The organism is Streptomyces sp. NPDC003248, assembly GCF_055563235.1.
Window position 1 is genome coordinate 267,765 of the sequence record NZ_JBVHDT010000011.1, and the last position, 21,151, is coordinate 288,915.

Genomic DNA, 21,151 nt, shown 5'->3' on the forward strand with positions numbered 1-21,151 from the left:
CGTAGCCATCCGCTCTTCTGCCCGGGCCCGTATGTGCGACCGGACGGTAGTCCTGCACCCTTGGCTCGCCTCTTGAGCACGGCATGCGCCTCCTCCACCCACTCTCCGGTGTCGCAGTGGTCGTTGAGGTTCTGGGGAGTCCGGAGCGGGCGCTTTGGAGGGGAGCTGTGGGTGCGGGGACGCGGGCGTCGCGGGGTGTTCTCAGTCCTCGTCGTCGGGGATGTCGTCGTCCTTGGCTGCTGTCATGTGGCGGACGTTGATACCTGCCTGGCAGCGGGAGGGGCCGATGGTGGCGTGCAGGCGGGTGAACAGGTCTGGGCGGATGAGCAGGTCCGCTCCCGCGATCACGGGCAGGAGGGGTTCAAAGCTTCCGTCGTGGACGAGGTGGCCTCGCCACTGGCGGCAGATGAGTGCTTCCCCTGCCGGGTCGCTGAGGCTGAACCCGCAGATGCCGCCTGTGGGTTGAAGTCCAAGTGCCGCCACGACGCTGGTGGCGGGTGCGAGGACGTACGGGGGCAGGCCGGGACCGCTGCGGCGCGGGGGCGCGTCGCCCGTGGGCGTGGCGCTGGCGTCGGTGAGGGCCACCAGGGCCTGGTCCGTGGTGCTGATGTGCTCGGCTGCCGCTCCCGCCCGGGTGAGGGCAGGTGCCAGGCGCTGCAACGGGCGGGTCCACAGCTGCCAGGGAGCCAGGGAGACGGGCAACGTACCGGTTGGTGGATCGTCGTCGGCAGCTTCGAGACCGACGATGATCAGTACTTGGCGGGCGGGCTGGTCGGGGTAGCGGCGTGCGGGAGTGCGTTGCCGCTCGATCAGTCCGATCTGTACCCAGCCCGCGTGTGGCCCGTCGTCCACCCGGTCGAAGGTCCGGGCTGCTTCCGGCAGGGACCGCAGGCCCGCGACCGAAGCGAGCCCTGGCGGCGGCCAGGGCTCTTGCTTTTGGTGGCTGTCGCTGAACCAGGGCGCGGGATCGAGTGACCAGCCCAGCGCCCCGGGGCGGGTCAGGGGCCGGGGAACGCGGGAGAGTTCGCCGCGCAGGGCTGGTCGGGCATCATCGCGCAGGCGTGCGGCCGCGCCGCGTTCGAAGGCCTGGGCGTTGACCAGGTGTCCGGCTTGGGCGAGCGCGGCACGCAGGCCTGCCGCGGCCCTCTGCAGGGCGTCTTCGACGGTGGCCCGATCAGCGAGATAGGCGTCGGGGAACTGGTCGCTGCTGGGGTGGGTCAGCAGGTCCAGCTGGGTGCGCATCAGCGGCTCGACATGGCCGGGGACGGCTGCGGCCACGAGGTCGATGACGGTCTCACGCAGCCCGGGAGCGTGGCCGGCGGCGTCGATGCGGGCGCCCAGGTAGTGGTCGACGAGGCGGGCCGCATAACGTCGGGGGTCTTTCATGCGCTGTCCTCGCTGCTGAGATCGGCGATGATGGCGCGGGCGAGTGTCGGATGGGCCGCGGTTGCCGGCGGGGAGGGCGGCTGATGTCCAGCCCGGGTGAGGACGGCGGAGGCCTCCACCCGCACCGACAGCATGCCGCTGGTGCACAGGGCGACGAGCTGCTCATGCAGAGCGGCATCCAGGGGCCCGTCCGGCAGGTGACTGTGCAGGACGGTCAGGAGCCAGGTCAGGGGCCCGGCGCCGAGGCCGAAGGACAAGACGTGCGCCAGCGCGGCCTGTGCCTGGAGGGGGCGGGCGGCCAGCAGGACCGTCGCCGCGAGCAGGGCGCGGCGCTTGTCGCCGCGTTCGGGCAGGGCGATGGTGGCCACGGCAAGGCGGCACAAGGCGGTGTCGATGTCGTGCTGTGTGGCCGGCTCCGGCACCGGGTGGTAGGCGCAGTCGCCGAGGCGGGCATCGCCCGGCAGACGGTGGGCGATGACGTCATACGCGGCGTCCCAGCAGGCGAGCGCGTCGGCAGCCGGGGGCCGGGAGACGTCCGGGCGCTGGACGGCGAACGCCGAGACCAGGGCCTGGCTGACGCCGACGGTGCGGCCGTAGGACGGGTTGGCGACAGAGTTGGCCACCTGGTCCGCGAGGTCCTGGGCCGCGATCGCGGCATCCGCGGTGTGCGCCTGCTGCCATAGCTCCAGGCGGTCGTTGCCGGCGAAAGAGCGCCATCCGCCGCCGCCTCGGATCGTGGTGTAGGCGAGCATGCCCGCCGTCGCGGCGAGCGGGCCGAAGACGTCGGGGGCGATGCCGTGGCGCAGATAAAGCCCGGCGGCCACATCGGCGAGGACATCGACGGGGCCGGAGGCGTTCATCTCCTGGGCGATCCGGTGCAACAACTGGGCGGCCACGCCGGGACCCTGGCGTTCGCTGATCTCCACCAGCCGCCATCCGACCGCGTTGGCCAGCGCATCGGCCGACCACCGCGGCCCCGGCGGATCGTCGTACGCCTTGCTGCCGCAGTCACGGACTGCGGCGAGAACACCGGCCGCGCCCTCTGGCAGCACGGGGCGCTGCTGGGCGTGCAGAAAGGCGCCGGTGGGGTAATGCCCTTTGGGGCCGGACCAGTTGCGGGAGGATGTGCTGGTCACGGGCCTGGGCGTCCAGGGCGGGCCGCCCTCACCGCCCAGACGCTGTGCCGCCGCACGCAGGGCAGGACTCGGCGTGTCCCCGGCCAGGTGCGATGCGTGGATCAGCGTCTGGTCGTCATAGGTGGAGGTGATCGCGTTGGCGAGCACCGGCATCAGACGCAGAGCGTGGGCCGCGTCGTCGCCGGGCAGGTCTGAGAGCTGGCCGAACAGGGCGATATCGGCGTCGAGATTGCGGCCACGGGAGCCGGCGGCGATACGGAGCGCTGCCAGGACGACGGGGTCGGCCGTGTTGGCCTGCATGGCCAGCAGCTGCTGGTGGGCGGCGTCCACCCGGGCATCGGGCAGTCCCGGCTCGGTCAACAGCACCTGGGCGGCCAGCTGCGCGGCGGCTCGCGGATCCAGGCCTGCGAGAAGACGCCACCACTCCTGTGGTGTTCCTGCCGTGCCCCGCCCGTCGGTGCACTGCGCAACGAGATACACAAGCGGCTGCGTACGCGCCAGCCGCACCCGGGCCTGGACCGGGTCGGCCTGCACCAGCTGGGGGAGGGGTTCCAGCAGTTCCTCGATGGTGATGTCCTTGTGGCCGCCGTAAGCGCCCATATAGCGGGCGGCACGTTCCCAGCAGCGCTGCGCCTCGTCCCGGTCGCCGCAGGCGAGACTCACGCGGGCCGTCTCGAGTTCGAAGTCGGCGTCCTCCGCATACATGGACCGGCTGTCGGCCTGTGCCGTGCGCAGCGTGCGCATCAGCTCGTTGATGACGCCGGCCCCGGCCTGGCCCACGCTGTGGGCCAGCAGGGACAGCAGCTCCGTGGTGATCAAAGGACCCGATCCGGCCATGCCCATCAGGGATGTGGTGGTGCCTCGGCTGACGGTCTGCAAGGACGTGATGCCCAGGGCGACGTCGTTACCGCGCAGCAGGGCGACTGCCTCGTGCAGCACCTGCCGCACGAGCCGGTGGATGTCCCCGAGCTCGCTGGCATTGGGCCGGCCCGTGAACGCGGCCGCGTGCCAGGAGAGTTGCTCAAGCGCCACACGGGCGGCAGTGGACGCGCGAGCGGCGGGGATGCGGCCCGCATCGACGTCGCGGCCCAGACCGAGCGTGGTGACGGTGAACCGCAGCCAGGCACGGTAGAAACCCTCGCCGTCCAGGAGGGGCAGCAACCGGGCGAGCGCCTGCGGATCAGCTGCCTGGGCCACCGCCAGCAGTTCCAGCCACCTGCTGACCGGCCCCGACAGGTCGCCGTAACGGCCGGTCAGCACCGCGTGGGTTGCTTCCTGAAGCACCGTGGTGACGTCCCCGTCAAAGACCTCCTCGGTCAGATCCTCCGCCGGCACGCCGTGGTCCAGCAGGCGCCGCGGGTTGCACGGGGCGCTGGCCCAGGCCGCCGCGGCCAGCGTGCGCGCCGACGGCAGCATGTTGCCCGTAGTGTCGCGGGCGTCGGCGAGATGCAGCAAAAGCGCCGCACGCCGCTCGGGACGCTCGATGAGCGCCGCGCTCTCCAGCAGCGGCTCGACGCCGAGGCAGTCCAGCAGCACACCGAGCGCCGGTTCGGGGGAGTCCAACGCCTCCTGATCAAGGAAGCGGGCCACCCGCTGAGCGAGCGTGAGCGGGTGGTCTTCCGGCGATTCCCGCTGGTCGGTGCCATGGCCAGGCAGCCTGATCCGTCCCCGCAACTCCGCCAGGAACACCGCCTCATGGTCCGCGGAGCCGTCGTGGCCGGGCTTACCACCGCGATCTTTGTCCCGGGCCGTCAGATACGCCTCCCACGGGGCGGCGAACCCGGCCCGGTCGACCGCCGCGCACAACTGCAGGCCCCACCGCGCCGACAGCGTCGGCACCCCCTCATACAGCAGGCTCGCCGCCACATGGTCGGCTTCCGACAGCGCCACCAGCACATCCGCATACGGCACCAGGGAACCCGGCAGGCCTTCTTCCTCATAGGTCGACCGCGCCCGGCTCAGTTCGATGCAGCGCACCAGCGTCGGCCAGTCACAGCGTGCCGCCGCCCGCCGGGCGACGACGGCCAGGGTGTGGACGATGGCCTGCGGCGGCTGCAGACCGGCGATCGCACGGGAGAGGAAGTCGGGCCCGATCAGCAGGGCCAGGTCCTCGTCACGGCCCAGCGCGGACAGGAGTTCGGGCAGGTGCCGGAAGGCACGCGCGTCCGTGAAAAACCCGCGCTTCGAAAGCCACTGGGCGGCCTGGGTCCGGACCTGGTCCACCCACCGGGAGTCACCCTCGGTCCGACGCACGAAACGGCTGAAGCTCTCGTGGTGGATCTTCAGCCCGCCGATCCCCGGCTGCTGCGCGATGATCGGTGCCACCCGGCTCAGGGCGGCACCGATCATCATCGCCGGCATCGGGAAGATCTCCCCGAGCTCGTCCGCGCTGACAGCGAAGTCGCAGACCGCCAGCGTGCTGACCGCGTAACGCTGCTCGACCGTCAACGCCCGCAGCAGATAGGCGTAGTAGTCGTCCAGGTCGTGCGCCGATGACGGAACCGCGCGCAGCCGCTCAAGCGGATCACCCACGGCGCCCGGCGCAAGCGGCGTCCCAAGGCCGGGAGCCGGCCCCACGGCCTGACGGCACAGATACGTGGCGTACAGAGCGTTCCCTCGTGAGCGCTCCTCGATCAAGGTGACAGCGGCCTCAGTATCCGTGGCAGCCCCCAGACCGGCAGCCGACGGCGCCAGCGCCGACAGCACACCCAGACGCTCCGCCAACGCACCCAGCTCGGCGCGGTCGAGAGGGGGAACAGTCAAACGGGCGGCTTGGGCGTCGACCGCCTCCAGATGAGGCCCGGGCTGACTGGCCAGAACAAGAACGACGCCGGGCGGCAGGCTGAGCGAAGTGAGTTCCTCGACCAAGCAGGCCGCCGGATCCACCGGCCCGCCGAAGGCGCCGCCACTGCTGTGCCCAAGGACCCGGCTGACGTGATCGATCCCGTCCACGACCAACGCGACGGGCCGATCCGGGGCCAGGCCCCGCACAGCCGTGACCGCCGCCACGAGCGTCTCCTTGGTGGCCGCGTAGCGGGGCCTGACCTGCGCCACCGCCTCCGGTGCGGCGCTCTCCAGCTGCCGCAGCAGGCTGCCGATCACCACCTCGGTCAGCACGCGCTCACCGCGGTCGGCATCCGCAGCGCCGAGCCAGCAGTGATGCCGTACCGCCAGCCAGGTGTCGTGCAGTGCGTCGCCGAGCTGCTCGCACAACCACGACTTGCCGATGCCGGGAGCGCCGGTGACCACCACGACACCGCCCTGCTGCACGGTGTCCTCCACGGCCGCGACCACTTCTGCGAGCACGGCGGGCCGGGTCACCTCGGTGGCACGGTCCACGGGATGGCCCTCACGCACGGCTCCGAAGTCGGTCTTCAAACCGAGGCGGGGAAGCAGGTCCTCGACCGTCACGGTGCCCGTCCGGCTGCGGGCCGCTTTGGCCGTCTCGATGAGAGCCAGCGCCACGTCCTCGGCCGTACGGGTCCGGTTCGGCGGCCGTCCGGCACCGAGTTCCTCGGTGATGCGGTGCAGCAGGGCCGTCTCGGCCGGCCCGGGCTCGCGGATGTTGAGTGAGCACGCTGCAACACCCGTGTCGACGATCAGGCAGGCACAGGCACGCTGGAGCACCTCGTCGCGGACAGCGGCGAGCATGGTTTTCCACGGATCGTGGGCCCGCAGCGCAGCGGCGTCGAACCGGAACCGCTTGCTGCCCAGGCCGTGCAGCGCCGGCCCCGGGTCGATGCCGCTGCTGACCGGCTGCAGCACCCGCATCAGATCAGGTTCGTCCGGCTCCGTGTCGCGGACCACGAGACGGTGTGAGGTAGCGGGCTGTGAGGTGAGGTCACGGTCGATGGAGGAGAACAGGAGATCCAGGCGCAGACCCCGGCTGTCCTTGATGAAACTGTCCGCCGACAACGCGCGGTCGTGATCCGTGTGCTTGATCTGCAATCGCTCGCGGCTGCCGGTGCCCCACTCGCACGTCAGGCCGTAGTTGGCCATCAACGTGGGCAGTTTGGGCCAGAGCGCTTGCCAGTTGCGCCGCCTCCCAGGACTCCTGGGCGCCGAAGGACGGCTGACGCAGCACGTCCTCGACGATGCGGACCCACTGCCCGGTGCGCTCGGACACTGGGACATCCCGCGCCCAGTAACTGATGCGCAGCAGCACATGGCGGTCCTGCCCTGCCCTGGCGATCTGCTGCAGCACCCCACACGCCGTCATGCCCGCCTCGGCCACCAGGCCCACCACCATGCCGACCGCACCCGGGCCGCGCGCCTCGATCGCGGCCAGATGCTGCTCCACCCACGCGCCCACCTGCGGTGGATCGGCGGCCAGTTGCCGCCGCAGGTAGGGCAGGGCCGGCCAGCGGGACGCCTCCGGCAGCAGCCGGTCCAGCGGCAGCAGGCCAAGCCAGTGCCGGCTCACCGCGGCACGGAAGAAGTAGCTGCCGGCACGTGGATCCGACATCGAGGCGATCTCGGCAGCATCCTGCGGCGAGGGCTGTTCACTCAACGCCAGCTGCCGCAGCCGCTCGGCACGCTCCGGAAGCCCCAGGAACAGCTGCTCGAAGGCCGCCACCACGCCCTCGAACCGCTCACGGGATTCCTCGGGCGTGGCGCCCGATCCATGCAGGACGCCGGAAGTGTCCCGGTAGAACCGGGTCCAGGAGTTACGCACGGCCTCGGCTTCGGCCAGCCCCATCTCCTGCCGCGTCAGCTCCTGCACCAGGTGCCCGATCTGGCGCACGCGCCGCCCGCCCGGATTGTCCTCCTCCGCCCGCAGCGCATCGACCGCGCCGGCGAGGGCGTCCAGCAGCCCTTGGGGGATCTGGTCGCCTGCGCGCCAAGCCTCGACGGTCGCCTTGGCGGCGTCTGTGACGGCGCTCTTCGCCGCCTCAATGCCCTCGATGTCCTGCGGCGCCAGGTTGAGAATGCTGTCGATCGCCCCCCGGCAGCAGGACTGGGCGACCTCGTACGGGGCGTTCCACCGGGCCGGATCGGACAAGACCACCGCCGCATCCCGCAGGAGGTTCAACGCCCGCTCACCGTGAGGCCCTTGAGCGGTCAGCGCCAGGGACAGTTCGGCAGAGACGGTGAAGGCGGTGCGGCCGGCAGCGCCGCCCGTTGGGTCGCTCGCGACAGTCACCCGACCACCGTAGCGGTCCCGGCCGCGGCAACAGCGACGCCCAACGGGCGGAATGCAGCAGCCACCGGGACTTCGTCGCTCACCAGAGAGCGACCTACCGCCCCTCGCGACAGGGCGATGAGCGATTCATGAATCGTGTCGCAAGAAGGCTTGGAGCCACAGCGCCAGGCGCACGCACCCGGTGATCGGCAACCCGTACCGGGCGGAGCTGACGCGGTGTTCGCCTCGGCGGGCGGGCACGGGGGCCTGGCGGCCGGTCGGGCGGCCACACCGCGTATGCGCCGCGCACGGGTTGGAAGCGCAGAGATCACAGGCCAGTGCGCGCGGCAGACGGCTTGCGGTAACGCGGTGCCTTCTTCCCGAGCCGCCATTCCATGACTGTCCGGTCGCCCTTGGCCAAGTTGCAGTCGGGGCAGGCGGGCACCAGGTTGCCGATCCCGTCCGCTCCGCCCCGGGAGATGGGCAGGACGTGCTCCTGGTGCAGAGACGCCGAGGACTCGCCGCAGTAGGCGCACGCGTTTGCGTACCGGCCCCACAGCCGGGCCAGATCACGTGCGGTCACGAGGTGACGGCGAGCGGCGGCCAGCATTGCCCGCCGCTGGTGGTTCCCTCGTCTCTTCGCAGCGCGCACCTTTTCCGGATCGGCTTCGAAGGAGGCACGCCTGGAACACCTGCCCGAGCAGAACATCCGGTGCGCGGTACTGAGCGGCATACGCGCGCCGCACTGAGTGCACGGACGTGACCGCAGGGCCGTCCCGACTTTTCGCTTGTACTGGGCTTTCAGATAACACTCCTGCCCGCAGTACTTGGCGGTGGCTCGACGATGCGACAGATGGCTGCCGCACCAGCCGCAAGTCTGGACCCTGGTAACTGGCGTGTAGTTGGCGCGATACCAGCAGCCGTGGCTGCAGTACTTGCGCAGACCGTGGGCACCGGCTTCGAGCGCCATCCCGCAGACGGCGCACTCCCGCCCCTGCTTGGCTTCGATGCGTTGAACTTTGCGTCGTCCCGCCTGAGCCCGGTTGTTGCTGTCGACCTGGCACTCGACTGAGCAGTAGAGCGCCAGCACACCTCTGCGCGATGGGACAGGCCGCTCGCAGCCCTTGCAGGACCTCACGCCCGAGGGGCGCGAGGGTTCCCGGCAGTCCGGACAGCGCGTCGGCTTGCGTCCCGGCTTGTTGCCAGGAACGTCGAAACCGCCCCCGCAGGTGTTGCACCACAGCGTCATCAAGGCAGGCCTGAGGGCGGCTCGACGCGCTCGACGCCTGCGCAGTATCTCCTCGTGCGGTAGCTCGGTCGGCTGACGAGGGACATGACCGAGAGATGCATAGCTGCATTCCCCACTGCAGTAGCGGGCGTTGGCATTGCGGTGAGCGATGTCAGCTCCACACTCCAGGCACCATCTGTCGCCGCGGTCCGCGCGCAGCTTCTCGCGCCGCGCCGAGTGGTAGGCCGCGGCTGCGCGGGTCTTGGCGGCGACGCGATGTTCCTCGCAGCAGTAGCGGGGCGGAGCCCCGACCCGCTCCGGACGAGTGAACGGGGAACCACATTCCTGGCAGACCAGCACTGTGGGTCGGCGGGCCGCTCGGACGCAGGCGTCCGAGCAGTACTTCGCCAGTCCGTGCCGGTGGCTGATGTTCACGCCGCACACCGCGCATCTCCGCATGGTGCTGTTTCACCCCTTCATGCCAGCGGGAACGACCACAGTCTGGCTGATGACGAGTTCTCCACGTCTGGACCGCAGGGAGATCACCCGAAGCCGGCGTGAATCAGGAGTGACGAAAAGCAAAGCCTCCAGGGCGGAATGTCCGCTGCTAAGCGGCTTCTCGACGCTGCCCGTCACCTGGTTGAGCAGTCGCGCAGCTCGCGGGACAGACCGGCCACGGTCCGCTGCCACTGACGAGCCTGGGCACGGGACAGGAACCACGCCTGAACACTTCGCGTATCGAGATCGCCGAGCTTTTCCAGCGTGGTGGCGAGGTCTTCTCGGCCTGCGGACCGGTGCCGCACCGTGACACGGACACGCTGTGCGAGGTCGTGCAGCTGATGCGCGGCCCGGTAGTAGGCGACCTGGGGATCGGTGAGGCGGCGCACCGCGTACCCGCCGCACTTGCTGCACGGGTCGAACTCCTTGTTGCCCAGCAGTTCCTCGATGATCACCATCTCGTCGTGACGATCGACTCCGCCATAGGGGCGCCGATGCGCGCAGCCGGGGGAGTGAGCCCGGCCCTGGTAGCGGCCGGCCGCGTCCGTGGTGTACGCCTGCACCGACGCCAGGACACCCAGGGGAAGGCCCGAGCCGGGCCAGTCGCTGTCCGAGTCGGACTCGAAAGGCTCCAGATCCAGCTGCTCCATCGCCAGCAGACCGTTCCAGACGGCCGGAGTGAAAGGGCTGCGCGGATGTCCCCGGTTGTCGTATCCGCCTGCCTCAAGATCGCGCAGATCGGTCACCGAGCGGGCCAGAGCCAGAGACTTCAGCGCCTGGCCGACGTTCCGGCGGCCCTCGCACAGCCGCACCAGCAGCCGCTCGCCCTCCGCCGCGCTCAGCGTGCGCCCGAACGCCGCATCGTGCGGGTCGTGTACACGGGCAGCCCACACGCCTGCGCTCTCAGGATCGTCTTCGGAGGTGGCCTGCAGGCGGGTCTCGAAGAGCGCGTCGGGCAGGTCACTGGCGCCGGCGAGGATCACGCCCTGCCATCCGGCAGCGCACCGCTGCTCCAGCACGCTCAGCGCCACCACCTCCACGCCGGTGCCGACACCAACCACCGCATACAACTGTTCCGGATCCGGCATGGTGCTGCGCAGCGCCCGCAGATGCTGCGCGGTCAACAGGTGGCGGCCATTGACCGGCGTGTCGTCGAACACCCCTGGCAACAGCCCCACGTCCGCTCCGGGCGGTAGATCCGTTACGGCCCCGCATGCCGGCGCTTCTTGGACCGGCACCTCGTAGTCGAACACGGAACGCCGCGACAGCAGACACGCCGCTACCGGCTCGGGCACCCGCACCGTGAGCGCCAGCCGCGCCGCCGACTGCTCCCAGTCCAGGGCGACCGTGAACGAGGCGAGCACCCCCCGCTCCCACTCACTCAGCCCGTCGACGAACACCTCACGGCTGCCGCGCTCCGCCACAACAGCGCCCGCGACGCGTGCGACCAGCACGCGCTCTTCACCCTGGCCGATCACGACAGACCGTGCAGCCTCCTCCCACGTGCCAAGCAGCACCCGGGCTCTCTCCAGCACGGGGTGATATCCCTTGTGCCGACTGCTCATTGTGCTCGTCAGGTCGTGGACGAGGTGCTCCTGCTCGCGCGGGTGATCCCAGCTGTCCTCCACCTTGCTGCGCCAGCGCCGCCACAACGACGTCAACTTCGCCGCCGCCTCGGCAGGGGCGCCCAGCGGGGCAAAGGCCAGGTCATCACCGGGCACGCCAGGCTCCTCCACGGCCGACACCGCTGCTGCCAGCACGAGAGAGTCCCGGGCGACCAGTTGCGCGGCCCGGGCGCGCAGCACCTCCAGGTGACTGGCCTTGCGCTGCACCCCTGCCTCAGCCCAGGACCTCAGCCAGGGGAACAGGCCCAAGACCTGGTACACGCGGGTCAGACTGGTCAGAGCGCCGAGCCATTCAGCGAAGACAGCCTCACGGACATGCCGGGCGTCCCGCCACTCTTCCCAGCGCTCGTCCTCCGCCTCGTCTTCAGCGCCCGCGGGGGCATCCTCCGCATTACCCGCAGAGGCCCGCAGGAGCACGGAGGCCGCCTGTCCCACTTCCTCGTCACCGTATGTGTCCTCGTCCGCCTCGTGATAGCGGCCCAGTTCATACAGCAGCCCCAAACCGGTCACCGCATCCAGGAAAACGGCCAGAGCCGTGCCGGGACGCGCCCAGGAGCCGTCTGCCGCGCACTGGGGGCAGAACCGCCCCACCATCGCAGCGTCCAGACGCACCTGCCGATCGGTGACGCGTGCCGAACGCAGATAGGAGCAGGAAGATTTGGTGTGCAGTTTCGATTGCTTGCCCTGCGCCGACCACACGGTGACGTCAACGCCCTCGAACGGACCGAGCGGCACATCAGGCGTCAGTAGACCCGGTGTCATACAACCTCCCCCATAGCGTTGGTACTTGAGCCTAGCCGTGCCCACTGACACCGCTCCGCGAATGCCGACCGACCAGCCTGAGGACGTGTCCGAGCCTTCGAGGACGAATCGCGGTTCGAGGCTGGACCAGGCACGGCAACCCTCCTCGCTCAGCCGGCAAGAAGAACCCAGGAGGCCCGGCACCGGACGGGCGGCCGAACGGAACGATCGCCGATCGGCGCGCATCGAGGTCTGTGATGCTGACCTGGTACGTAACCGACGCATAGGCCGGCAAGGGGACGCTTGGGCCTGCACATCTCACGCATCGAGATCAAGAACTTCCGCAACTTCCAGCATCTGGTCATCGATAACTTCCCGGCCCACGCGGCGATCGTCGGCGAGAACGGGGTGGGCAAGTCGATTCTGCTGGAGGCGATCCGCCTGGTTCTTGATCCCTCGCTTCCCGACGCGCCCAGAGGAAGCGAACACGCCTTGCTCAGTTCCAGCCTCAACGATCTGGAAGCGCAGCTGAACCAGCTCAGTGTCTTCCCAGGAGGAGTGGACTGACGCATGCCGTGGCACCGCCGCGCGCCACGCTGCACGGTCGGGAGGTAAAGAGCCGGACGTACCGAGACAGGGACTATCGGCTGTCGCCGCGGCCGATGCGGATGTCGTCGAGGAGCCGCTTGGTGATGGCTTCCGGTTCGGTCTCCGTGGCGGTTTCGATGGCTTCCTGAGCGGCCTGGCAGATCAGATCGCTGAGGGAGGCGATGTAGCCGCCGGTGCGCTGGTGCAAGTACTTGGAGAGTTTCAGCAGGGTGCCGGGCTTGTGGTCGTACAGGCACAGGTCTTCCTCGAAGCCCTGGACGACGCTGTGCCAGTCGTTGCCGTAGGGGATGACCCCGGCCCCCACAGCATCGGCAGGTCGCTGAAGTAGGTCTTGCCCTTGACCACGTCGGGCAGGTTCTTGCGCCGCTTGTCGTAGCGGGCTTCGTGGACGATTTCGCGGGCACCGGTGCCGCAGAAGATGAACGTGACGTTGGTGCGGTCCTGCAGGTTCTCGAAGTAGCTGAAGGCGGCCGCGATCTCGTTGTCCTGGATGCGGTTGATGCCGTCGATGAGGACCAGCCGCGTCTTCGCCTGGCGCATCACGTGGGCGACGGGCTCGGTCATGTCGGCGGTGCGGCGGTTGCGGTCGTCGGGGTTGAGGGTGTGGTTGAGGCCCAGGAACTCTGCAAGAGGCAGTGACCAGTGCAGATTGCTCTCCCGCTCCGGTGGGACGGTGATGTAGATGACCGGGATGCGGTTGGGGTCGGGACCCAGGTCCGATTCGATCAGGCCCTGGAAGCCGCGGCCGATCTGAACCAGCAGCGTGGTTTTGCCGGTACCCCGGTCCCCGTCGATGACCATGTCCGTGGCGCGGCCGATGCTGCGGAAGCGGTTCTTGCGCAGCTGGCGCCGAGCATCCAGCAGGCCCCGCCACAGGGCCGGGGTGACCACGGGCAGCATCTCGGCGTGGTACATCAGGCGCGGATCCCGGGGCCCGACCTTGGTGCCTTTGGGCGCCCAGTCGGCGCGCTCGAGCGGGGCCAGACGGCGGGAGGCCGAAAGGTTCCAGCCCTCCCGGGTGGTCAGCAGCGGCGGGTCGACGGGCTGCGTCACGGCCTCGGCCACGCCGGGCCCGAAGACGCTGATCAGCTTCTCTCGGCTCATGATTCTCCTTGGTCGTCTTCTTCGTCACCGGACTCGCCCGCGCGGCGGGACAGGGGCCGGGGGGCGGGCGGGTGCGTGATGCCGAATACATCGGCTGCGCCGCCGCGCAGGCTCAGTACGCCCGTCCTGTACGCCCGGGTAGGTTCCTGGACACGGCTGCCGCCGGTGTCCGCGGGCTGGCCGGCGCCGGCCGGCTCGAAGTCCCTCTCCGTGTCCGTGTCGTCGGGCCCTGGGGGAGGGGCGGGGCGGGGCGCGTGCAGGATGTGTTCGGTGGCCATGGTCAGCGCCGGCGCCCGCACCACGGTGGCGGGATCGGGGTCGGGGATCCCCTCGTACGGGTCGGCCACCGGCACGTCCAGATCCAGCGTGGGCCCGATGAACAGCTGCGGTACCCGCGGGGTATCAGGATCGGGGCCGCGCCGGGCCCGCTCGCGCAGTTTGGACACCTCGCGGGCGATGCGCCGCTGATCCTCCTTGTGGCCGCCGTCCTCGAGCACGTTGAGGGTGGCCTGCTCCCAGGTCCACTCGGTCCAGTCGTCGCCGATGAGCCGCTGGTGGACGAACTCCGCCTCCACCCAGTCGTCCTTGTTGTGATCCCACAGCCACACGAACCGCGGCGCGTAGGGGCTGTAGCGGATTTGCCAGCGCCTGCCCTGTCCGGGGATCCCGGTGTGCCGGTTCTTGTACTCCTGCAGGGCCTGGCTGTTGTAGGTGCGGTTGCCGATCCTGACGCCCTTGTCGGTCACCTTCAGGTGGAGAAACGGCAGGAGTTTGCGGTTCTGGTGCGGGGTGAGCACCAGCGGCACATGGCCCTCGGCGGCCACCAGCGTGGCGTACATGCGGTTTGGGCTGATCGTCAGGCCGGGCAGGAACGGGCTGCGCAGCCCGTCATGCGGTTTTTGCTGCCAGTCCAGGGCGATCCACTCATTGAGCAGGTCCTGCAGCTCGTTCAGGCTCCACAGCGGCCCGTCGGTGACGTGCTTCCCGCGCCGTCTCAGGTCGGAGCCGGTGTAGCCGGCGACGTACTGCGAGAACCGGCGTTTGATCGCGTTGAAGGTGCTCTCGATGACAGCCTTGTCGGTGGCGGTGCGCTCCCTCGCTGGGCGGACCTTGATATCCAGCATCCGGCACACGTCGTCGAAGTGCTCGCTGTTGAAGATCTTGCCGTGGTCGACGACGACCATCCGCGGGCGGATCACCGGCCGGGCGGCCGCACCGGCCATCCGCGGATCACACGCCACCAGATCCGCGTACGGCATCTCGGACTGCTCCGCCAGCGCCCGCGCAGACCAGCCCGGCCGGGCCGGCATCGGTGCCAGGGCCTGGGCCAGCATGAGCACCGCGTCGAAGGAGCGGGTGGCACGTCCGCCCAGCCGCCGCCCTCTCGGTCCGCGGCCCCGCACCTTCGGCACGATCATCGCCCCGATGATGGTCCGGGAGGCCACATCGATCGCCGCGGTCAACTCCACCTGCACCGGCCGCCCGTCGTCACCGATCGCGATGACGTCCAGGCCGGTGGAGTCGATCTGCACCTGCTCACCCAACCGCTGTGCCCGGGTCGGCGTGTAAGGAGGCACGGCGCCGTTGGCCTCGTCCAGGCGGCGGTCGGTGGGCCAGTGCAGCGAGGCCACCTTGATGCCCAGCCGCCCCAGCAGCCGGTAGAACGTGGCCCGGGAGATCATCAACGTGTCGTAGTCGTCCTTGTGTGCGCGCCGCACGGCGGCCTGCAGGCGCTCATACAGGCGGCTGGCGTCCCCGTCGGATTCCCCCAGCCCCGCCTTGATCTCCGCCAGCAGCAGCCGTACCACCCGCTCGTCGGTGCGCCCCCAGGGCGAGCCCGGCACGATCTCGCGGGTCAGCCCGAACGCACCGCGCGCCTGGTACGCGCGCCGGCGGCGCTCGATCGTGCCGGCCGAGGCATGCCTGAAGCCCAGCGCTTTCAGCTCCGCGGCCTTGGCGGCAATGCGCTGGCGCACGGTGAACAGGGCGGGGTCGTAGCCGGGGCGGGGCACGGCGCCCTCCCCGGCGTCCGGGGGGACACCGTCGTCGATCTCGCGGAGATGACGCTCCCAGTCCCGCACCAGCTTCAACTCAGTTTCCGGCAAGAGGGACAGGCCGCTGGTGTCCGTCACCTGCTCCTGCTCGAGTTCCTGCAGGTCCTCATCCAGGAGGGCGAAGTCGTCGGCGCCGACCACGACGGACAGCAGGGCACGGGCGTCGGCCCCTTCCTCATCCAGGCAGCCCAGCTGTACTTCTGCGCCCTGCAGCACCAGCACCCGGTAGGTGCCGCCCTGCCAGCGCAGCCGGGCCCCGGGCCGCAGCCGGTCCTCTTGTGCTGTTTCTGTCTGCGCCACGGCCGTCGCCATCTCTTTATGCCTCCTCGCCAGCAGCCGCCTGGCTGGCCCACACCGGCGAGGTCGGCAGCAGCGGCTTGGTCCAGTCACACGTCAGCTCGCCCGTCCACACAAGATGCCAGGCATAGCCGGGCGCCTTCAGCCCCAGGCCCGAGGCGGCCGCGCCCGCCTGCAGCGGGCGCGGCCGGGCGAATACCTCCAGCAGCACCTGGCGGGCGTCATCGTCGGCGGCGAACTCCGGTCCGCTGAAGTGCGCGGCGCTTGCCAGCGAGGACCGCAGCACCCCCTGGGGCACCCGCAGCGGGCGTATCTCCCAGCCGGCCCCGTCGGCCGCCTCGCGCAGAGCCCGCTCCTCCAGACCCGCCTCGTCGCGGGGCGGGTGCGCAAAGACCAGCCTGCGCTCATCGCGGGTGCGGGCGATGAACGCCGGCTCCACGGTGCCGCGCCGGCCCTCCAGCTCCCAGTGCACCTGCACCACACGGGACTGGAAGCACACGATGTCCGCATCGAAGTCGAGGAGCATGGCCGCGTCCATCTGCGCCGTGCTCGCGCACCACACCGCCTGCCCGGTGGTGGCCGCAGTCCACTTGGTCAGGATGGAGGTACGGCCCTTGTAGGCGCGCGGCTCGGACAACGGCTGCCGCTCCTCAAGCGGTACGCCCCGCACCGCAGCGGGTTCGTCGCGGCACGTGCGCCCTGCCGCGCTGCGGTATTGCACCTGTATGTCCATCGGCCCAGGACAACCCTTCCGCACCTGCCCTCCCGCAGGCCACGGCGGGAACGGTGCGGGATTGATGCTAGGCGACAGGCAGGACGCCCTGGCAGTTCGCCTGTGCGATGCCGCCTGCGAGCGGCCGCTTTCGGGCGGAGGGGACAGGGGCTCCCGACCGGGCAGTGGCCGCTGCATCCCCTGCATTCCGCCGACCGCGGCCGCGCAGAAGGCGCAGGTGCACGATGTCTGTACGTCTCGCGTTCCGTCAGCCGTAGGGGCGGGGGCCGTGGGCCAGGGTCTCCCAGGAGACACAGGTGAGTTTGTCGACGGGGGTCATCTCGGGCATCGCGGGCTGGTGGGGGAGACCGGGCTGCCGGTAACACCGGGAGGGCGCGCGCGCCGCACGGGTGAACGGCAGCGGAGAACGCTGCAGCGGCGGATGCCGCTCGCTCCACACGCCCAGGACCATGCCGAGCTGCCAGCCCAGATCGCTGCGGGCCTCCTCGCACCAGCGGCGGTAGTCGTCGTGTACCAGCCGGCGATCCAGCCGCAGCCGCTCGAGCCTGGCCATGCGGCATGCGACGGTGATTGCGGTGGGCAGCAGACGCAGCGGCGTGGTCCGGTTGCTGCCCAGCCGTGGCAGGTGCACAGCAGGGTGCGCCAGGACCGCGAAGGCGTCGGCGACCAGCAGCCGCCCCACCGGGCCCAGCTGCCTCACCAGCTGGAGTCTGCGCAGCTCGGCTCGCAGGACGTGCGGACCGGGCGACAGGTCGATGAAAGGCGACCGGTCGTCGCCAAAAATGTCATAGAAACGCCCGTGCTGTACGCATATGTGCCACGGGTCTGGACGGATGAGCCACACTGGATCCAGCACACCTCGACGGGCCGCGCACAGCACGCACCCGCGCACCACATAGCCGCTGTTCGGCCGCCACGGCCACTTGTACGCCGGCACCCCCGACCCGTCGGGCAGCAGATGCTCATCCCGCAGGCTCGCCAGCGCCCCCGTCAGCTGCGTCAACGGACGCCTGGCGAGAGCCGCCAGCCGCTGCCGTGCTGCGGCGTTGAGATACAGCTCGCTCTGCCAGGGAGCGATGTCGGCGGCGGAGCGGCCCTCGCCCACCGTGGCCAGAAGGTGGGAAACGGACTGCCCGTGACGGGCGGCCAGCCGCGTCACGAAAGAACCGGTCGACTCGCCGTGCACCAGCGGCATCCGGTAGGGCAGCGGCCGTATGCGCTCCACCACTCACCTCCACCGCACATCGTGCCCGCCCGGATGTCCTGCCCCCGGCGGATGTTCGCTGTGATCTCCGTAACGACTTTCCGAATCAGCTTTGAACAGCCAACGCAGCTGACGCAAGGTCGATCCAGCGCCCGCCGCACCGGCGCTACAGGAGTGCGCCCGGAGCGTGCTGCCTGCTCTGTCCCCCCGGAGGGAGCCCAGGCCGTGGCCGAGGCACGGGTCAAACAACTACGAGTCCACCAGCGCGAAGCGTATGACGCCGCCGTGCGGGCCCTGTCCCGCATGCCCCGGGCCACGATCATCTCCGCCACCGGCACCGGCAAGACGATCACCGCCATCCGGATCGCCGAGCACTTCGCCGGACAGGGAAACATCCTCGTCGTCGTCCCCTCCCTGAACCTGGCCGGCCAGACCGCCAGGCACTGGCACGCCGACAGCCGCATCGCCCGCATGCTCGCCGTCTGCACCCTCAAAGGCGCCACGGTGAGCTTTGCCGGGGACCGTCTCACCGCGACCACCGACCCGGCCCGTATCGTGCGCACCCTGGCCGCCGCATCCGGCCCAGCCGTCGTGTTCGCCACCTACCAGTCGCTACCCGCGATCGCCCGCGCCCACCGGCACCACCGGCTGCCTCCCTGGGAGATCGTGATCATCGACGAGGCGCACCGCAGCAGCGGCAGCAGCACAAAGCAATGGGCGCTCATCCACCACGACCACGAGATCCCCGCCGCCCGCCGCCTCTACATGACCGCCACCCCCCGCGTCTGGAAGCCCGAAGACCCCAAGAAACCGCGCCGCCGCCGCACCTCGCAGGCCGACGAGCCGCCCGAACCGCTGGCCTCGATGGACGACCCCTCCATCTACGGGCCCGTCGTCTACAACCTCAGCCTCGCCGACGCCATCGACCGCGGCATCCTCGCCGACTACCGCATCGTGGCGCCGGTCATCACCGACGACGACCTGCGCGACATCCTCAACACCGACGACGCCACCCGCCGCCCCAACGGCCTGCGGCTGGCCGCCCTGCAGGTCTGCCTGCTCCACGCGATGCGAACCCACAGCATCCGCCGCGTCATCAGCTTCCACAGCCGCATCGCCTACGCCCGCCAGTTCAGCGAGACACTGCCCCGCACCGTCGAGGCCGCCGCCGCCACGACCCGCATCCACCGCCTGTGGACCCGCGCCCTGTACAGCGAGCAACCACAACGCCTGCGCGCCCAGTTCCTCGCCGAGTTCGAAGGCATCCCTCTGCTGCGCCGCCGCTCCGGCCCCGCCGACCACGTCGATGGGGCCGTGCTGTCCAACGTCCGCATCCTGGGCGAGGGCGTCGACGTGCCCGACGCGGACGCCGTCCTGTTCGCCGACCCCAAACGCAGCGCCTCCGACATCATCCAGGCCCTCGGCCGTGCCCTGCGCCAGCCTCCCGGAGCCGGCAAGATCGCCGTACTGATCATCCCCGTCTACATCGGCCCCCGCCAAAGCACCAAGAAGGCCATGCTCTCCTCGGAGTTCGCCATCCTGTGGGAAGTCCTCAACGGGCTGCGCACCCACGACTCCCGCTACTGGCGCCGCCTGGGCGGCGGCCACACCGACGTGAAGCGCATCATCCCCCGCCCCCCGCCCCCCGAACGCGCGGGGGAGGTCGCCTCCGTCACCCGGCTGCGCACCCACCTCGTCGACACCGGACTGTGGGAGATCGGCTGGGAGGCCGCCGTCCGCTTCTTCGAACGCCGCGGGCACCTCGACGTACCCAGCGAATACACCGACCGCACCGGATACCCCCTGGGGCTCTGGCTCGGCCAACAACGCTCGCTCTACGCGCACGGAAGCCTCGACACCCAGCGCGCCCTCGCCCTGACCAGCCTCAACATCTCCTGGCCGCACCCCGAGAACAGCTTCGAAGGCCGCCTGGAACAGGCCATCACTTTCGCGGCCCGCCACGGCACCCTGACCGTCACCCGCGCCCCCACCCCGAACGAGCGGCCCCTGCTGCGCTGGCTGGCCCGACAACGCCAGCTGGCCGCCGACAACAACCTGCACAGCGACCGCATCCACGCCCTCAACGCCGTCGACCCCTGGTGGAACCCACCCTGGGGCGTGGCCTGGCAGCACGACTACACCCACCTCACCGTCACCCCCACCCCGACCCCGCCACCCCCCTGCCGGCCGCCGGCCACGAAGCCGGCACCTGGCTGGACCACCAGCTCACCCAGCTGCACACCCTGCACCCCCAGCAGATGCGACTGCTGGCCCAACTAGCCGCCCAACACCCACACTTGCACCCACACGCCATGCTGCTGCTGCCCGACCCCGCACCGCGCGCCCGCGCCTTCAGCCGCGGCCTGGCAGCGGCCCGCCAATACCAGCGACGCGAAGGTCACCTGAACGTCCCCCTCGCTCACCGCGAAGACCTCCACGGAGACGAAGTCCTCCTCGGCCAGTGGCTGCGCAAATGCCGTACCAACACCGCACAGATGACCGCGCCCCAGATCACCGCGCTCACCTCGCTCGGCATCGACCTGGCCCCCGTCTTCCAGCCCGCCCCTCTCACCGTGGAGCCCGCGCAGGACCCCCTGGACGACGACGCCTGGTGGCCGGGACCGGACATGTCGTGGACGCAGCCACCTCCGTTTGCCCTTCGTTGACTCCTCCCCCTAGTGAACGAGGGGGATTCCTAGCTCACGTTGCCTGCCCTTCGGCGGGGGCGCAGGTCTTACACGATCAGCACTAGCCGGGTTGAAGACCAGCCCGGACCAGCATCACGCGGGCGCTATTTCTGTCCCTCGGGGACACGGCGCCGCACGCGGTGCAGGCATACGTTCGCATCGAAAGAGGTAGTGCGTGCTTGGTTCTCGCTCCGCACTGCGCACAGTCCATGGTGGTGTGCGCGGGGTGTACCAGGTGCACGGCGCGGCCGTGCTTGCGTCCCACCTCGACCAGGGCGGCTTTGGTGGCGCTGATCGCGGCATCGGCAGCCTTGCGGGCCATGGTCGCCTTCGCCAGGAACTTGGGGCGGAATATCGACGCCTTCGTGGTCCGCCTGACGATCGTGCCCGCCGCGCTCAGTCTCCTCGGTCGCTACGCCTGGGCACTGCCCAAGTGGCTGGACCGGGCCGGTGCCGAACGTGGACATCGAAGGTGAGTCCCTGCCGCCGCGCTCCGCGGGTGGTCACGGGTTGAGGCGGGCGCACGAACGAATTCGAACGCGCACTCGGAATCCTTCTATTGGGAATGCGTGTTCGAGTTGTAGTGGTGTGAGGCGGCTCCTCGGTTCTGAACAATGACTTGATTTTGCCTGATCTCGACATGGGTGGCTGACGTTGTTCGCTGGGCCCGGAATCTCAGCGCGGCGGGAGCCGATCGTCTCTCTAAACGGCTCGTTGTTGCAGGTGA

The 21,151-nt window shown here is 70.0% G+C and carries 13 protein-coding genes and 2 pseudogenes; 4 read left to right on the plus strand and 11 right to left on the minus strand.

Translation table 11 applies throughout. The features are described 5' to 3' along the window. Nucleotides 1–201 precede the first annotated feature (201 nt). The 5 genes from ACZ3KJ_RS25330 to ACZ3KJ_RS25350 all read right to left on the minus strand — a co-directional run bounded on the left by ACZ3KJ_RS25330 (nt 202) and on the right by ACZ3KJ_RS25350 (nt 11,757). Entirely contained in the window at nt 202–1,386 is a 1,185-nt protein-coding gene (locus ACZ3KJ_RS25330; RefSeq protein WP_467530259.1) for a hypothetical protein, read from the minus strand. Then, on the minus strand, nt 1,383–6,293 hold the full coding sequence (locus tag ACZ3KJ_RS25335; RefSeq protein WP_467530309.1) for an AAA family ATPase: 4,911 nt from the start codon (nt 6,291–6,293) through the stop codon (nt 1,383–1,385). The genes ACZ3KJ_RS25330 and ACZ3KJ_RS25335 overlap by 4 nt, the downstream gene beginning before the upstream one ends. A gap of 70 nt (nt 6,294–6,363) precedes the next feature. Next, nucleotides 6,364–7,665, minus strand: coding sequence for a hypothetical protein (locus tag ACZ3KJ_RS25340; RefSeq protein WP_467530261.1), 1,302 nt, complete (start codon nt 7,663–7,665; stop codon nt 6,364–6,366). A gap of 307 nt (nt 7,666–7,972) precedes the next feature. After that, a complete protein-coding gene (locus ACZ3KJ_RS25345) occupies nt 7,973–8,734 on the minus strand; it encodes an HNH endonuclease (protein ID WP_467530262.1) in 762 nt (253 codons plus the stop codon). A gap of 770 nt (nt 8,735–9,504) precedes the next feature. Further along, nucleotides 9,505–11,757, minus strand: coding sequence for a hypothetical protein (locus ACZ3KJ_RS25350; protein WP_467530263.1), 2,253 nt, complete (start codon nt 11,755–11,757; stop codon nt 9,505–9,507). A gap of 282 nt (nt 11,758–12,039) precedes the next feature. Here ACZ3KJ_RS25350 and ACZ3KJ_RS25355 point away from each other — a divergent pair, with 282 nt between their 5' ends. Continuing rightward, on the plus strand, nt 12,040–12,303 hold the full coding sequence (locus ACZ3KJ_RS25355) for an AAA family ATPase (protein ID WP_467530265.1): 264 nt from the start codon (nt 12,040–12,042) through the stop codon (nt 12,301–12,303). A gap of 73 nt (nt 12,304–12,376) precedes the next feature. Here ACZ3KJ_RS25355 and ACZ3KJ_RS25360 read toward each other — a convergent pair whose 3' ends face one another. From ACZ3KJ_RS25360 to ACZ3KJ_RS25380, 5 genes are all read right to left on the minus strand, one after another. Next, nucleotides 12,377–12,532 (minus strand): hypothetical protein, encoded by a 156-nt coding sequence (locus ACZ3KJ_RS25360; protein WP_467530266.1) that lies wholly within the window; start codon nt 12,530–12,532, stop codon nt 12,377–12,379. Between the two features lie 14 nt (nt 12,533–12,546). Continuing rightward, a complete protein-coding gene (locus ACZ3KJ_RS25365; RefSeq protein ID WP_467530267.1) occupies nt 12,547–13,449 on the minus strand; it encodes an ATP-binding protein in 903 nt (300 codons plus the stop codon). Continuing rightward, nucleotides 13,446–15,815: a Mu transposase C-terminal domain-containing protein gene (locus ACZ3KJ_RS25370; RefSeq protein WP_467530269.1), complete on the minus strand. Its 2,370-nt coding sequence runs from the start codon at nt 15,813–15,815 to the stop codon at nt 13,446–13,448. Before ACZ3KJ_RS25370 ends, ACZ3KJ_RS25365 begins: the two co-directional genes overlap by 4 nt. 4 nt (nt 15,816–15,819) lie before the next feature. Then, nucleotides 15,820–16,437, minus strand: coding sequence for a hypothetical protein (locus ACZ3KJ_RS25375; RefSeq protein ID WP_467530270.1), 618 nt, complete (start codon nt 16,435–16,437; stop codon nt 15,820–15,822). Between the two features lie 343 nt (nt 16,438–16,780). Further along, a complete protein-coding gene (locus ACZ3KJ_RS25380) occupies nt 16,781–17,758 on the minus strand; it encodes a TniQ family protein (protein WP_467530271.1) in 978 nt (325 codons plus the stop codon). A gap of 204 nt (nt 17,759–17,962) precedes the next feature. Here ACZ3KJ_RS25380 and ACZ3KJ_RS25385 point away from each other — a divergent pair, with 204 nt between their 5' ends. Together ACZ3KJ_RS25385 and ACZ3KJ_RS25390 are read left to right on the plus strand one after the other, a co-directional pair. After that, a complete protein-coding gene (locus ACZ3KJ_RS25385; protein WP_467530272.1) occupies nt 17,963–20,017 on the plus strand; it encodes a helicase associated domain-containing protein in 2,055 nt (684 codons plus the stop codon). Between the two features lie 32 nt (nt 20,018–20,049). After that, nucleotides 20,050–20,403: a helicase associated domain-containing protein gene (locus tag ACZ3KJ_RS25390; protein ID WP_467530274.1), complete on the plus strand. Its 354-nt coding sequence runs from the start codon at nt 20,050–20,052 to the stop codon at nt 20,401–20,403. A 9-nt stretch (nt 20,404–20,412) separates the two neighbouring features. On the opposite strand, the pseudogene ACZ3KJ_RS25395 reads toward ACZ3KJ_RS25390, so the two are convergent. After that, a pseudogene (locus tag ACZ3KJ_RS25395) lies at nt 20,413–20,776 on the minus strand (zinc ribbon domain-containing protein); the annotation flags it as partial. Nucleotide 20,777: 1 nt separating this feature from the next. Here ACZ3KJ_RS25395 and ACZ3KJ_RS25400 point away from each other — a divergent pair. Beyond that, nucleotides 20,778–21,042, plus strand: a pseudogene (locus tag ACZ3KJ_RS25400) (hypothetical protein); the annotation flags it as partial. Nucleotides 21,043–21,151 lie beyond the last annotated feature (109 nt).